Source organism: Microtetraspora sp. NBRC 13810 (assembly GCF_030268685.1).
Taxonomy (GTDB): domain Bacteria; phylum Actinomycetota; class Actinomycetes; order Streptosporangiales; family Streptosporangiaceae; genus BSRQ01.
The window spans coordinates 1-14,537 of sequence record NZ_BSRQ01000005.1 but is presented as its reverse complement, the minus strand read 5'-3'; the positions used below and the strand labels follow the sequence as shown (position 1 = coordinate 14,537).

Sequence of the window (14,537 nt, the reverse complement as noted above, 5' to 3'; positions counted from 1 at the left end):
TCTTGTGTACGCCATATACACGAAGGAGGGCCACTCCATGACAGCGTTCTACGTCGATCCAGAGGGCGACGACGCCGGGCCGGGCACCGAGCGGCAGCCGTTCGCCACCCTCGCCCGAGCCGCCCGGGCCGCCGCCGATGCGACCGCCGATGCGACCGGCGGGGCGACCGGCGGGGCGACCGGCGGGGCGACCGGCGGGGCGACCGGCGGGGCGACCGGCGGGGCGACCGGCGGGGCGACCGGCGGGGCGACCGGCGGGGCGACCGGCGGGGTGGTCGTCCGGCTCAGGGCGGGCCGGCACATGCTGACCGAACCGCTGGAGGTGGTCACCGGGGGCGTCGTCTACCAGGCGCACGGCCACGGGACCCCGGAGCGGGAGGAGGTCGTCGTCAGCGGCGGGCGGCGGATCACCGGCTGGCGGGTGCGCGACGGCGTGTGGCTGGCCGACGTCGGCGACCTGGACACCCGTCAGCTCTACGTGGACGGCCGCAGGGCCGAGCGCGCCGCCGTCGACGCCCTGCCCGGCAGCATGACCAGCACCGAGACGGGTTACGTCACGGACGTCACGCTCGGCTGGCACAGTCCCGCCGACGTCGAGTTCGTCTACCGGGGCGTCTACCCCTGGACCGAGGCCCGCTGCCCGGTGGCCGCCGCGCACGAAGGGGAGGACGGCGTCACGACCGTCACCATGGCGCAGCCCGCCTTCGCCCGCGCCCGCGACCTGTACCACTACGCCTGGGAGGGGCACACCACGCGCGGCCCCGGCCTGCCCACCCGGGTGGAGAACGACGTGAGCTTCCTCACCGAGCCGGGCACCTTCGTGCTGGACCGCTCGCGGCCCGGCCGGCACGTCCTGCGCTATCTGCCGCGGCCCGGCGAGGACCCCGGGCGCACCGAGGTGGTCGCGCCGGTCCTGGAGACGCTGCTGCGCGTGGCCGGCGCCGCCGGGGTCGCGTTCAGGGGCCTGGTCTTCGCCGACGCCACCTGGCTGCGTCCCAGCGCGGAGGGGTTCCTGCACTACCACGGGAGCGGGTTCTACGCGGGCGGCCCGATCGAGCGGGTCACACTGGTCGAAGGGCAGGCGTGGGTGACGGTCCCCGGGGACTCGGTCGAGATCCCCGCCTGCGTCCAGGTCGAGGACGGCGTCGACGTGCGGTTCGAGGACTGCCGCTTCACCCGGCTGGGCGCCACCGGGCTCGGGTTCACCGGCGGCGCCGACCTCACCGTGCGCGGCTGCGACTTCGACACCCTCTCCGCCTCCGCCGTCGCCGTCACCGGCGGCCGGGCCGTACTCGTCGAGGACAACCGCGTCCGGCACGCCGGGCTGGACTACTCCGGCTCCCCCGGCATCGCGATCAGCAGCACCCGGGACTGCACCGTGGCCCGCAACCAGGTCACCGACGTCCCCCACTGCGGCATCGTGGCCGGGCCCGGGCGCGGCACCCGCATCCTGCACAACGTCGTCACCGGCTCGATGGGGGTGCTGGCCGACGGCGGCGGCGTCTATCTGTCCGGCCCGCAGGGCGAGGGGCCCGGCGACGGCGCACTGGTGCGCGGCAACGTCATCAAGGACACCCGCACGCCCTACAACTTCGCCCTCTACACCGACTACGGCGCCGCCTGGGTGACGGTCGAGGAGAACGTCGTCATGCGCGCCGACAACACCGCCGTCCTGCGGGTCACCCCGCCGCTGGAGAACGTCGTCTACCGGGGCAACTTCTGGGACGCCGACCCGCTGGGCAGCGACGACGTGCCGGCGGGCGTCACCTACGAGGGCAACACCACGATCGCCGACGGACCGGCCCTGGAGGCCGCCACCCAGGCCGTCCAGGACCGGGCGGGCCTGCTGACCCCCCGCTGACCTGACGACGGCCAGGCGCGAAAGTCCCGGCATGGGTGCGATCCGTGCCGGGACCTCGATGCCGATCACTCCGCACCACCCGCGAGGTCCGCACCACCCGCGAGGTCCGCACCACCCGCGAGGTCCGCACCACCCGCGAGGTCCGCGCCGTGCGCGAGGTCCGTACCGCTCGCGACGTCCGCGCCGTTCGCGGACCCGGCGCCTGCCGCCCGTAAGTGGTCAATCACTCACTTCGGGCCGGAAAGAGAAGGCCGGGTGCCACGGCCCGGGGGATCAGTAGTGCCGGATGCCGGCCAGGAGGGTCCTCGCCCACGGGGCGTCCACCTCGGTGGCGCCGATCGCGACCGTCGCGTTGCACAGGAACCCGCGGGCGAAGAACGCCTGCACGTCCTCCTCCGAGGCGCCGGACACCGAGCGGACGTATTCCACCAGCCGGGAGTACAGCCCCTGCACGGCATCCCTGATCGGCGGCTCGCTCGTCGCGCAGGTCGCGTGCATGAGGACCATGAGCGCGTCGCGATCGTTGACCAACCGGGCGTATCCCTCGGCCATGGCCGCGAGGACCGCGCCCGGCTCGGTGCTCCGCGCCCGCGCCACGCCCTCGCCCAGCCGCTCGCGGATGAGCCGCAGGCAGTGCTCGACCACGGCGACGAACAACGCCTCCTTGTCGGGGAACAGGCGGTAGACGTATGCCTGCGAGATGCCCGCGCCCTTGGCGACGTCGGCGGTCGTCGTGCCGTAGTAGCCCCGGGCGGCGAACGCGCGGACGGCGGCGGCGAGCACCGCGCTCCTGCGCTCCTCGGCGGTCGAGAGCCGTCCCGTCGTTGTTCCCGGCATGTGGAGTAATGAATCACTCACACTTCGGGCTTGTCAACACCGCGCTGTTCGGCGATGCGGGCGAAGTCCTCCACGGTGAGCTGCTCACCCCGCGTCCCCGGGTCCACACCCGCCCCGCGCAACGCCTCCTCGGCCCGCGCCGGGGATCCCGCCCAGGAGGCCAGCGCCGCGCGGAGGGTCTTGCGCCGCTGGGCGAAGGCCGCGTCCACCACGGCGAACACCTGCTCCCTGGAGGCGGCCGTCCGGGGCGGCTCCCTGCGGGTCAGCGCGACCAGGCCGGAGTCCACGTTGGGCGCGGGCCAGAACACCGTACGGCCGACCGGGCCGGCCCTGCGCACGTCGGCGTACCACGCGGCCTTCACCGAGGGGATGCCGTAGATCTTCGACCCGGGGGCGGCGGCCAGCCGGTCGGCGACCTCCGACTGCACCATCACCAGGCCCTTGCGCAGCGACGGCAGCACCTCCAGCAGGTGCAGCACCACGGGCACGGCGACGTTGTAGGGCAGGTTGGCCACCAGCGCGGTCGGCGGCCCCGAGGGCAGGTCGGCGGCGGTGATCCGCAGCGCGTCGGCGTGCACGACGGTGAGCCGCCCGGCCAGCTCCGGCGCCCGGTCCGTCACGGTGTGCGGCAACTGCGCCGCCAGCACCGGATCGATCTCCACGGCCACCACTCCGGCCGACTCGGGCAGCAGGGCCAGGGTGAGCGAACCGAGGCCGGGGCCGACCTCGACGACCACGTCGTCCGGCGTCAGGTCGGCCACCCGCACGATGCGGCGCACGGTGCCGGCGTCGATCACGAAGTTCTGGCCGAACTTCTTCGTCGGACGAAGTTCCAGCTTGTCCGCCAAATTACGTATTTCGACGGGCCCCAGCAGGCTCACCATTGTTCCCCCTACGTCATCCAGCCAAGTGTCCCGCATCGGGCACCCGGCGAAGGTCACGGGCGCGGGGACCTGCACGAGAGGATCCGCTGTGGTTAACGTTGCCCTACGGGGAGCGAACGTACGAATCGGGCACTCCCCCGGGGAGCGAGGGCGATCATGAGCACCGAACAGCCGGGCGCGGACCGCCTTCGCCCCACCGACCCGGAGACGATCGGCCCCTACCGGCTGACGGGCCGGCTCGGCGAGGGCGGCATGGGCACGGTCTACCTCGCGCAGGCGCCGACCGGCCGCCCGGTCGCGGTGAAGGTGGTCAGGCCGGAGTTCTCTCTGCTGGACGGCTTCGCCGCGCGGTTCCACGCCGAGGTGGACAACGCCCGCCGGGTGGCGTCCTTCTGCACGGCCCAGGTGCTGGACAACGGTGACGACGAGCACGGCCGGCCGTACATGGTCACCGAGTACATCGCGGGCACGCCGCTGTCCCGGCAGATCGGCGAGCACGGCGCGCTGGAGCCCGGCCCGCTGCACGGCGTCGCGCTCGGCGTCGCCGCCGCGCTGGCCGCGATCCACGTGGCCGGGCTGGTCCACCGCGACCTCAAGCCCGCCAACGTGATCCTGTCGCTGTCCGGGCCACGGGTGATCGACTTCGGCATCGCCCGCGCCCTGGACCGCACCCAGGGGATCACCATGTCGGGCGAACTGCTGGGCAGTCCCGGCTGGTGGGCGCCCGAGCAGGTACGCGGCCTGCCGATCACCCCGGCCGCCGACGTCTTCGCGTGGGGCTGCCTGGTCGCCTACGCCGGTTCCGGCCGCCTCCCGTACGGCCGGGGCGACGCGATCACCCTCGCCACCCGCCTGCTCAACGGCACCCCCGACCTCGGCGCCCTCCCCGCCCCGCTCAACGACCTGGTACGACAGGCCACCGCGATGGACCCCCACCAGCGCCCCACCGCCCAGGACCTCCTGCTCGCCCTCGTCGGCGGCGCCGTCCACCGCCCCACCCCGCCCCCCGGCTCCACCCCGCCCCCCGGCTCCACCCCGCCACCGGGCCTCACCCCGCCGCCCGCCGATCCCCCCACGCTCGTCGCCGACGACCTCGTGGCCCGGTCCTGGCAGCCCCCCGCCAACCTCGCCCCCTCCGCCCTCCGCACCCCACCCCCACCGACCCGATCCCCCCAGTCCTCACCGACCCAGTCCTCACCACCCCAGTTCTCACCGTTCCAGTCCCCCGGCACCTCACCGACCGACCCCGGCCGCGGACGCCTGACCGGCACCATGCCGGGATCCGGCTCCGGCGCCCCGATCACCCCCTCCGACCTCGGCACCGTGTCCACCCTCGGCACCCCGTCCAGCGCGGGCCCCGGGCAGGCCCCCGCCCTCGGGCAGGCCCCCAGCCTCGGGCAGGGCGCGGGCCGCGGGCGGGGCGGCGTCGCTGCCGGGAGCGCGGCATCCGGCGAGGGCGAGGGCGGGGGCGGGCCGGGCAAGGGGGTGCGGTGGCTGATGGCGGGGGTGGCGGCCGTGCTGGCGCTGGTCGTGGCCGGGCTGGTGCTGACCACGCTCAACGGGGCGACCACGGGGACCCCCGCGCCCACCGGGACACCGGGCGCCGGCGACGTGGACCGCAGGGTCGCCCTCGGCTCGTACCTGGCGGACCCCCAGTTGGTCGTCACCCGGGTGCCGGAATGCGGGCTCACCGAGTACCGGGGACGGCGGCCGGACCAGGGGCAGTTCTGCGCGGTCAGGTGGACCCTGGTCAACCCCACCGGCACCGCGGCCGCGATCAGCCCGGACGCGCTGAGCCTGGTCGACACCGGCGGCACCGTCACCCCGCCGCACGCCGCCTCCACAGCGGTGCCCACCACGATCGCCCCGGGCGCCAGGGTGGACGGCGTCTCCGTCTTCGACCTGCCCTCCGGGAGCGTCCCGGCCAGGCTCCTGGTCAGGACCTCGGGGGACGGCTCCGCCGTCGAGGTGAACCTGTCATGAGCCGCCGGGCGGAGGGACCGTCACGGCCGGCGCCGCGAACTCGGAGGTGCACCCCCTGATGCGACCCCTCCTGGCGATCCTCGCCACCGCCCTGCTCCCCCTCACGGCCGCCGCCCAGCCGGCGCGGACCGCCGACTGCGCCACGACGACGGCGCGGGCCGACTTCGACGGCGACGGGGTGGACGACGTCGTGGCCGGCGACCCGTTCGCGGACGTGCGCGGGCTGACCGGGGCTGGTGCCGTCCAGGTGGTCAGCGGGCGGGGGGCCACGGCGCTCGCCGCGCTCGAACCGGCCGCCGGGGACGGGTTCGGCTGGTCGGTGGCGCTCGCCAGGGTCGACTCCGACGCCTGCGCCGACCTGCTCGTCGGCGTGCCGTACGCGGACGTGGCGGGTCGCAGGGACGCGGGCGCGGTGCACATCCTGTACGGCGGGACGAAACGCGGCACCGTGCTCGTGGCGCCCGAACCGCAGCAGGACGCCCACTTCGGCTGGTCGCTGGCGCGGGACTCGGAGAACGGCACGGCGGTGGCGATCGGCGCCCCCTACGAGGACGACGGCGACGTACCCGACGCGGGCGCGGTCTACCTGTTCGGCGGCGGCACGACGGCCCTCGTCCGGATCACCCAGGAGAGCGACGGCGTGCCGGGCAGCAGTGAGGCCGGCGACCTGTTCGGCTGGGCGGCGGCGCTGGGCCGGCTCTCCGGCGAGCGGGGGCCGGCGGACCTGGCCGTCGGCTCGCCGTACGAGAACGACGACGGCGCCGGCCGGCAGGCGGGCCAGGGCATGGCGGACACCGGCGGGCTCACCGTCGTGGACGACCCGCTGGACGCCGGCGGAAGGTACACCGGCAGGCGCTGGGGGATGCCGGACCTGGTCGGGCCCGCCGAAGCCCGCCAGGCTCCCGGCGACCGCTTCGGCCACGCCCTCGCCTACGCGGACGGCATGCTGGCGGTGAGCGCGCCACTCGCCGACGCGGCCGGCACGCGGGACACCGGCCTCGTCCACCTGCTCCGTCCCGGCCTCCGGCAGGGCACCACCTTCCACCGGGGGTCCGGCCCCGGTGACGCGTTCGGCTTCTCGCTGGCGCTCACCGCCACCGGCCAGGACGGCGTACGGCTGGCCGTCGGCATCCCGCTGGCCGGCCCCGACGACCGGGGCGCGGTCCAGGTGATCCCCCTGGACGCCCCCGGCCAGGCCACCCTGCTCACCGCGCCCCAGAGCCGGCCCGGGGACCATTTCGGCTGGTCCGTCGCCTTCAGCGGCAACCGTCTGGCGGCCGGCATCCCGGACGCGCCCGGCGGCGGCGCGCTGGCTCTCCTGGGGCGCATGCGCGGGGCCTTCACCATGCCGCCTCCCGCCTCCCCCGGCCTCCCCACCGACATCGGCGCGTCACTGGGCGGCTGATCCGCGCCGGGGCGTCACCAGGCGCCGAAGACGGTCTCCCCGTTGGCGTTGATCTGGGCGGCGAGCGCGTCGGGCGAGACGTTCTTGACCTCGGCGAGGCAGCGCAGGGTGAGCGGGATGAGATAGGGGGCGTTCGGCTTGCCCCGGTACGGCACCGGCGGGAGGTAGGGCGCGTCGGTCTCGACCAGGATCAGCTCGGGCGGCGCCACCTGGGCGGCCTCGCGGAGGTAACCGGCGTTCTTGTAGGTGACCGGGCCGGAGAAGGACATGAAATATCCGGCGTCGACGCACTTCTTGGCCATCTCCGAGTCGCCGGAGAAGCTGTGGAAGACCACGACCTCCGGCGCACCCGCCTCGGCCAGCACCCGCAGCACGTCGTCGTGCGCGTCCCGGTCATGGATGACCAGGGCCTTGCCGGTCCGCTTCGCGATCTCGATGTGCGCGCGGAAGCTGGCGTGCTGCTCCTCCTTCGTCGCCCAGTCCCGGTAGTAGTCGAGCCCGGTCTCTCCCACGGCCCGCACCCGCGACTCGCCGGCGAGCTCCTCGATCTCGTCGAGCACCTCGGGCGTCGCCTCGTGCGCCTCGTTGGGATGGATCGCCACCCCCGCGTAGACGTCGCGATATTGCTCCGCGGCGTCCGCGTTCCACCGCGAGGACGGCAGGTCGTAGCCGATCGACACGACCCTCGTCACCCCCACCGCCCTGGCGTCGGCGAGAATCCCCTCCACGGTCGTCGACACCGCCTGCGCCGCCAGCGCCACCGCGTCCCCCGAGGACGCCTGCCGGTTGCCGACCATGATGTCCAGGTGACAGTGGCTGTCGAACACCTCGCCGCCCAGAGGCTCGGGCGCCACAACAATCTTGCTCACCCACCCAACTTACCGCCCCACCCCTCCCCCGCACTTCCGTTGACGCCACGAGGTGATCCCCTGCCGCCGAGGGCCGAAGCATTCCCGGCAGCAGGGCCGGGTCTCCGAGACCGCCTTCGTCACCCCGCCAGCGGCGTCCGGCGTGTCACCCGGCGTCCCGCCGACCGCCACCCCCTACCCGAACGTGCCCATGTCGTGCGCCATGAGCCAGAACCTTCGAACGGTGGCCGACAGCTACATCTCGAGATGCCGTAAGGCGGGCATCCGGAAGGTGTTCCCCCGCCGGTATCTGCGCCATGTGATCATCAAAATCAAAAGCGGTGAGAGCGCTCCGGCGCAGACGGCCTGGAAGGCGTTGAACGACCGCCGGTGGATCAAGCAGCGGTGAGCGGCCTTTCCCGGCACCGGCGGAACGCGGGCCGCCGGCGCCTGCCCGGCGGCGGCCCGTTCCGTCGTACGGCACGCAGCCCCCGCTGGACGGCCTCCGCCCCATTCCGGGACCGGCGCCGCAAACCTTCCGGTCACCCGCGTGCCCGCACTTATCTAGGCGAAATACAGGAAGATTTGCCTCATGTCATGCTCGATCGTGTTGACCAGCGTGGCGTCGTTGATGTGGTCGCCGTCGTAGTGCGCCTTGCCCTTGCGCTGCCTGCCCTGGTTGTCGAGCAGGATGTCGACCGGGTGGAACTCTCCGGTCTCCTTCACCTGGTAGAACACGTGGTTCTTGCCCGCCCGCTCGACAGTGAAGTGGCAGAACTCCCAGTTCAGGCCGTCCGTGTCCTTCAGGGGCTTCTTCGTGATCGTGATGTGCGCGCTGTGGTCCCGGTCGCCCAGCACGACCGTGAAGCCCTCCAGGAACAGCCACGCGCCGGGGTCGCCCGTGGTTCCGTAGTTGGCGACGGGCTTCCCGAAGCGCACGACCTTCAGGTCGAGCCCCTTGCGGTGGATGACTTCCCACTTCTTGATGGTTTCGGAGACGTCGAACATGGCTGTTCCCTTCCGGCGGACGGATCGTTTCCCCCGAAGCCCCCTAATCGTCGCAGCGCGCGATAATTCCCGAATCAACGGCGGATTGCAGAACCATCCGGATCCGGCCCTGGAAACACCTTTCACACCTTCGAGATCGCCCGCAAATTCCCGCCACCCAAAAGCGCATATATACGGATAATAGGGAGATTTCGGAGAACCACATGGCAGAGGGCCCGGCTCCGAAGAGGCGGGCCCTCGATGCGCGGCGGAGGTCAGTCGGCGAGGCGGGCGAGCTCCTCGTCCACGACCTTGGGGTCGAGCTTGCGGAACAGCGGGGTGGGCGGGGCGAGAGGCGTGCCGGGCCGGACGGGCCGGTGGGCCCAGGTGGCGACGCCCCGGTAGTCGCCGGTGATGATCGGGTAGGAGGGGCCGCCCTCCTCGTCGACCTCGCGGATCTCCGGCATCGGGGACCAGACGCCCTCACCGCCGAGCATGGAGTAGACCTTGTTGGACGACGACGGCAGGAACGGCGTGAGCAGGGTCTTGGCGTCGTCGACGACCTGGAGGGCGACGTGCAGGATGGACTTCTGCCGCTCGGGGTCGTCCTTGAGCTTCCAGGGCTCCTGCTCGGCGAGGTAGCGGTTGGCTTCGCGGACGACGTCGAACGCCTCGGTCACCGCGTTCTTGAAGCGGGAGCGGGCCAGCTCGGCGCCGACCGGCGCGAACGCGGCCCTGGAGCGGTCGAGCATGGCGCGGTCGGCGTCGGTGAGGTCTCCCGGATGCGGGATCTCCCCGAAGTTCTTCGCCGCCATCGAGATCGAGCGGTTGACCAGGTTGCCCCAGGCGGCGACGAGCTCGCCGTTGTTCCGGTTGACGAACTCCGACCAGGTGAAGTCGGTGTCCTGGGACTCCGGACCGGCCACCGCGATGTAGTACCGCAGGGCGTCGGCGTCGTACCGGGACAGGAAGTCGCGGACGTAGATGACCACCTGGCGGGAGGAGGAGAACTTGCGCCCCTCCATGGTGAGGAACTCGCTGGAGACCACCTCGGAGGGCAGGTTGAGCGCGCCCAGGGGACCGGGGTCGCCGTCACGCGAGCCGCGGCCGTTGTAGCCGAGCAGCATGGCCGGCCAGATCTCCGCGTGGAAGACGATGTTGTCCTTGCCCATGAAGTAGTAACCGCGGGCGTCGGGACTCTGCCACCAGTTGCGCCAGGCGTCGGGGTCGCCGGACCGCCTGGCCCACTCCACCGACGCCGACAGGTAGCCGACGACCGCGTCGAACCAGACGTAGAGCTTCTTGTCCGGCCGGTCCCGCCAGCCGTCCAGCGGGATCGGCACACCCCAGTCGAGGTCGCGGCTGATCGCCCTGGGCTGGATGTCCTCCAGCAGGTTGAGCGAGAACTTCAGCACGTTGGGCCGCCACTCGCCCTGCTTGCTCTGCAGGTAGGAGCCGAGCACCTCGGAGAAGGCGGGCAGGTCGAGCATGAAGTGCTCGGTCTCCACGAACTTCGGCGTCTCGCCGTTGATCCGCGACTTGGGGTTGACCAGGTCGATCGGGTCGAGCTGGTTGCCGCAGTTGTCACACTGGTCGCCGCGCGCGCCGTCGTACCCGCAGATGGGGCAGGTGCCCTCGATGTACCGGTCGGGCAGGGTGCGCCCGGTGGACGGCGAGATGGCGCCCATCGTGGTCTTCGGGAAGACGTAGCCGTTGTCGTAGAGACCCTTGAAGATGTCCTGGACGACGGCGTAGTGGTTGCGGGTGGTGGTCCGGGTGAACAGGTCGTAGGACAGCCCGAGGGCGGTGAGGTCCTGGGCGATCACCCGGTTGTAGCGGTCGGCGAGCTCGCGGGCGGTCACGCCCTCCTTGTCGGCCTGCACCTGGATGGGCGTGCCGTGCTCGTCGGTGCCGCTGACCATCAGCACCTTGTTGCCCGCCATCCGCTGGTACCGGCTGAAGATGTCGGAGGGCACGCCGAACCCGGAGACGTGCCCGATGTGGCGCGGCCCGTTGGCGTACGGCCAGGCGACGGCGGTCAGGATGTGCTGGGACATGTCTCCAAGCCTAAAGGGACACGCGCGCCGTCTCGTACCGGATCACCGGAACACCCCGTCTCAGTCGCCGGCCGCGACAGTGCCGGCGACGCTGCCGGTCACGGTGTCCGGCAGGGTGTCCGGCAGCGTGTCGGGCACGGTGTCGGGCACGGTGTCGGGCACGGTGTCGGGCACGGTGTCGGGCACCTTGGCGTCGGGCGCCTTGGTGACCGCCTCCGCGGCCTCCTCCGCGGCCGAGGCGGCGATGTCGGTCGGGGTCTCCTTGGTGCGCCGGATGCCGAGGATGCTGATGAACAGCGCGGCGAAGATGGTCTGGAAGCTGATGATGAGCGCGGTCGCGGCGGGCACGACGAGACGCAGCGACTCGCGCGGGTTCAGCTCGCCGAAGCTGCGCACCTGCCAGTGGACCAGCGAGGCGACCAGGCCGGCGAGACCGGCGAGGGCGAGCACGCCGCCGAGGATGAGCCCGCGTTCCAGGGTGATCACGTCGACGAGCCGCTTGATCCGCCGGTCCTCCGGCAGGAAGCCCTCCTCCGCCGCGTAGACCTTGGTGAACAGCGCGAAGAGCACCGCCTGGAAACCGATCACCACCATGGCGGACGCGCCGACCAGGGTGTCGACGTCGAAGGCCAGCTCGCCGATCTCGACCGGGCCGAAGGTCAGCGCGGTGCCGGCGACCAGGCCGAGCGCCATCATGACCAGGCCGGGGATGAAGAACAGCCAGCGCGGGCTGTAGAGCAACAGGAAGCGCAGGTGACGCCAGCCGTCCCGCCAGGAGCGCAGGTGCGGCGGGCGGGAGCGGCCGTCGGGAGCCAGCGTGGTGGGCACCTCGCGCACGTCGAGGCCCTGGAGGGTGGACTTGACCACCATCTCGCTGGCGAACTCCATGCCGCCGGTCTGCAGGCCGAGCCGCAGGATCGAGTCGCGCCGGAAGCCGCGCAGCCCGCAGTGGAAGTCGCCGATCGCGGAGGGGAAGAACAGCCGGCCGATGAAGGAGAGCACCGGGTTGCCCAGGTAACGGTGCAGCGGGGGCATGGCGCCCGGCTGGATGCCGCCCTTGAAACGGTTGCCCATCACCAGGTCCGCTCCGTCGCGCATCTGCTCGACGAAGGGCAGCAACCCGGTGAAGTCGTACGAGTCATCGGCGTCGCCCATGATCACGTAGCGGCCGCGGGCGGCTCGGATGCCGCCCATGAGGGCGTTGCCGTACCCCTTCGCCTCCACGTGCACGACCCGCGCCCCGGCGTCACGGGCGAGTTGCTGGGAGCCGTCGGTGCTGCCGTTGTCGGCGATCACCACCTCGCCCTCGATCCCGTGCTCCCGCATGCAGGCAAGCGCTTTGCGCACGCAGGTCTCCACGGTCTCCGCCTCGTTCAGGCAGGGCATGACCACGGTCAGTTCCACGTCTCAACCTCTCGCTCGCAGCACGTGCAATTTCACCATCATGCCCTCCGGCGCGTCGTGCCAGGGTCAAGACGACCAAACGACTGGCATCCTGTAGTTCATGGTGAGCGTTGCGGAGCGACCGCGGTTGGATCTACCCGCGGTGGGAAGGAAAAGGCGTCTGATCGCCTTTCTTCGCCGTCATCGTTGGTTCGCCGCGGCGTTCGCGCTGGCCAGCGTGCTGCGGCTCGTCGCCATGCTCGGTTACCGGTCCGCGCTGTGGTTCAACGATTCCTACGAGTACGTCTCGGTCGCACTGCATCCCTTCCGCCCGCATCCGATCCGGCCCAACGGCTACGGCTGGTGGCTGCTGGCGATGGAACCCTTTCACAGTTTCGGCTTCGTCGTGTTCACCCAGCACGTCATGGGCCTCGCGACGGCGGTGCTGATCTACGCCCTGCTGCACCGGCGGTTCGGGCTGCCGGGGTGGGGCGCGACGCTGGCCGCGGTGCCGGTGCTCTTCGACGCCTACCAGATCCAGCTTGAGCACCTGATCATGTCCGACACCATGTTCACGATGCTCGTGGTGGCCGTCGTGACGATGGTGCTGTGGCATCGGAGGATGTCCTGGCGGGTGGCGGCGGTGGTCGGCCTGCTGCTGGCGCTGACCGCGCTGACCCGCAGCATCGGCCTGCCCATCCTCGCCCTGGTCATGGTCTTCATGCTGATCAAACGGGTCGGCTGGCGGCCGATCACGGCGCTGGTGGCGGCCTGCGCGGTGCCGGTGCTCGCGTACATGGGATGGTTCGCAAGTACTTACGGTAATTTTGCGATGACGAACAGTGACGGCCCGATCCTGTACATGCGGACCGCCCTTTTCGCCGACTGCAACAAGATGGGCATCGACGAGCGCAAGGAGCTGGAGCTCGCGCTGCTGTGCATCATCGTGCCCAGGGACCAGCGCGGCGCCTCCGGCCAGGGTTTCCTGTGGTGGGACTCCACCGGGCAGAAGTTCCACGTCTTCGGCCCCGGCAGCAAGTTCAACGTGGACATGAACGCCAACGCCAGCAAGTTCGCCCAGCGGGCCATCCTGTCCCAGCCGGGCGACTACCTGTACGTGGTGGCACGCGACTTCTTCCGCGCCTTCCGCTGGGACCGCCCGACCTTCCCGGACCCGAAGACGTTCGTGCAATATGAGTTCCCCAGTGTGGAGAAGCCGCTGCCGACCTGGTCGCTGTACAAGGGCAGGGCCGACACCGACGCGGAGACCTACGAGCACGGCTCGGCGGCCACCCAGATCGTCGCGCCGTGGGCCGGTTTCATGCAGGCGTACCAGCGGGTGGTGCACCTGCCGGGCACCGCGCTCGGCGTGATCCTGCTGATCGGCCTGGCGGGGGTGGTGGCCCGGTGGCGGAAGCTGGGCGGGCCGGTGCTGCTGCCGTGGCTGGCCGCGGTGGGGCTGATCCTGGCCCCGGCCGCGACCGCCGAGTTCGACTACCGCTACCTGCTGCCCGCCGTTCCGCTGGCCTGCCTGGCCGCGGGCATCAGCCTGCGGCACGGCGTGCGCCGGCCGCGCTGGTTCAGACCCAGCTCCCGAAGAGCATCCGAGCCCGCCATTGCAGGTACGTCACCGGCTCCGCGCTGATCACCGGGTGCAGCCACCAGAAGTTCACCAGTGCCAGCAGGGTGAAGGCGCCGACGAGTGACGCGCCCAGCGTTCTGCGCGTGCTGCCCTCCTCGGCCGGCCCGATGAGCAGCCCGGCGGCGAGCACGATGGCCAGCACCATGAACGGCACGAGCGGCGCCATGTAGAAGAGGAACATCGTCCGGTTGTCGGCGAAGGCGTAGTAGAACCACGGCACCCAGCCGGCGGCGTAGGCCAGCAGCACGGCGCCGGCCCGCCAGTCCCGGGTGGCGACATACCAGGCGATCAACGCGACGAACGCGACGAGCGTGCCCAACCAGATGACCGGGGTGCCGACGCCGAGGATCGCCTCCGAGCACTGGGCGGCCCCGCAGGACCCGGCGGGCGGGGACACGTAGTGGAACGCGACCGGGCGCAGCAGCAGCGGCCACTGCCACGGCTCGGACTGGTAGCGGTGCGGGCTGGACAGGCCGCTGTGGAAGCCCAGCACGGACACCTGGTAGCCCACCCACGACCGCAGCGAGTCGAAGACGAAGAAGGCCGGACCGGCCGAGGTCGCCTGCGCCCAGTTACGCCCGTACCCCTGCGCCGAGACGAACCACCCCGTCCACGACACGATGTACGTGACCGCCGGAGCCACCGCCAAA

13 protein-coding genes are annotated in these 14,537 nt (G+C 71.8%); 6 read left to right on the top strand and 7 right to left on the bottom strand.

Features of this window, described 5'->3' with window-relative positions; all coding sequences use genetic code 11:
* The first annotated feature begins 37 nt into the window (after positions 1-37).
* Positions 38-1,861 carry a right-handed parallel beta-helix repeat-containing protein gene (locus QSK26_RS11845; protein ID WP_285775114.1) on the top strand — a complete coding sequence of 608 codons (1,824 nt, stop codon included), beginning with the start codon at positions 38-40 and terminating at the stop codon, positions 1,859-1,861.
* Positions 1,862-1,905: 44 nt separating this feature from the next.
* Complete coding sequence (locus tag QSK26_RS11840) at positions 1,906-2,076, top strand: hypothetical protein (protein ID WP_285775113.1); 171 nt, start codon at positions 1,906-1,908, stop codon at positions 2,074-2,076.
* 58 nt (positions 2,077-2,134) lie between these two features.
* Here the strand turns inward: QSK26_RS11840 and QSK26_RS11835 are convergent, their stop codons facing one another.
* Both QSK26_RS11835 and rsmA read right to left on the bottom strand, forming a co-directional pair.
* Positions 2,135-2,698 (bottom strand): TetR/AcrR family transcriptional regulator, encoded by a 564-nt coding sequence (locus QSK26_RS11835; RefSeq protein ID WP_285775112.1) that lies wholly within the window; start codon positions 2,696-2,698, stop codon positions 2,135-2,137.
* A 17-nt stretch (positions 2,699-2,715) separates the two neighbouring features.
* Entirely contained in the window at positions 2,716-3,582 is an 867-nt protein-coding gene (gene rsmA / locus QSK26_RS11830; RefSeq protein ID WP_285775111.1) for a 16S rRNA (adenine(1518)-N(6)/adenine(1519)-N(6))-dimethyltransferase RsmA, read from the bottom strand.
* 156 nt (positions 3,583-3,738) lie between these two features.
* On the opposite strand from rsmA, the gene QSK26_RS11825 reads away from it, so the two are divergent.
* Positions 3,739-5,565, top strand: a complete 1,827-nt coding sequence (locus QSK26_RS11825) for a serine/threonine-protein kinase (RefSeq protein WP_285775110.1) — start codon at positions 3,739-3,741, stop codon at positions 5,563-5,565.
* A 58-nt stretch (positions 5,566-5,623) separates the two neighbouring features.
* Entirely contained in the window at positions 5,624-6,970 is a 1,347-nt protein-coding gene (locus tag QSK26_RS11820) for a hypothetical protein (protein WP_285775109.1), read from the top strand.
* Between the two features lie 14 nt (positions 6,971-6,984).
* On the opposite strand, the gene QSK26_RS11815 is transcribed toward QSK26_RS11820, so the two are convergent.
* Positions 6,985-7,839: a TatD family hydrolase gene (locus QSK26_RS11815; RefSeq protein WP_285775108.1), complete on the bottom strand. Its 855-nt coding sequence runs from the start codon at positions 7,837-7,839 to the stop codon at positions 6,985-6,987.
* A 223-nt stretch (positions 7,840-8,062) separates the two neighbouring features.
* Here QSK26_RS11815 and QSK26_RS11810 point away from each other — a divergent pair, with 223 nt between their 5' ends.
* The gene (locus tag QSK26_RS11810; RefSeq protein ID WP_285775107.1) at positions 8,063-8,227 is read left to right on the top strand and encodes a hypothetical protein; all 165 of its coding nucleotides are present in this window, start codon (positions 8,063-8,065) and stop codon (positions 8,225-8,227) included.
* A gap of 155 nt (positions 8,228-8,382) precedes the next feature.
* Here QSK26_RS11810 and QSK26_RS11805 read toward each other — a convergent pair whose 3' ends face one another.
* The 3 genes from QSK26_RS11805 to QSK26_RS11795 all read right to left on the bottom strand — a co-directional run bounded on the left by QSK26_RS11805 (position 8,383) and on the right by QSK26_RS11795 (position 12,266).
* Complete coding sequence (locus QSK26_RS11805) at positions 8,383-8,826, bottom strand: hypothetical protein (RefSeq protein WP_285775106.1); 444 nt, start codon at positions 8,824-8,826, stop codon at positions 8,383-8,385.
* Positions 8,827-9,080: 254 nt separating this feature from the next.
* On the bottom strand, positions 9,081-10,862 hold the full coding sequence (gene metG, locus QSK26_RS11800) for a methionine--tRNA ligase (RefSeq protein ID WP_285775105.1): 1,782 nt from the start codon (positions 10,860-10,862) through the stop codon (positions 9,081-9,083).
* Between the two features lie 60 nt (positions 10,863-10,922).
* A complete protein-coding gene (locus QSK26_RS11795) occupies positions 10,923-12,266 on the bottom strand; it encodes a glycosyltransferase family 2 protein (protein ID WP_285775104.1) in 1,344 nt (447 codons plus the stop codon).
* A gap of 142 nt (positions 12,267-12,408) precedes the next feature.
* Here QSK26_RS11795 and QSK26_RS11790 point away from each other — a divergent pair, with 142 nt between their 5' ends.
* Positions 12,409-13,890 (top strand): hypothetical protein, encoded by a 1,482-nt coding sequence (locus QSK26_RS11790; RefSeq protein WP_285775103.1) that lies wholly within the window; start codon positions 12,409-12,411, stop codon positions 13,888-13,890.
* Here QSK26_RS11790 and QSK26_RS11785 read toward each other — a convergent pair.
* The coding region (locus QSK26_RS11785) for a dolichyl-phosphate-mannose--protein mannosyltransferase (protein ID WP_502888696.1) at positions 13,826-14,537 on the bottom strand (712 nt) is incomplete at its 5' end. The genes QSK26_RS11790 and QSK26_RS11785 overlap by 65 nt on opposite strands.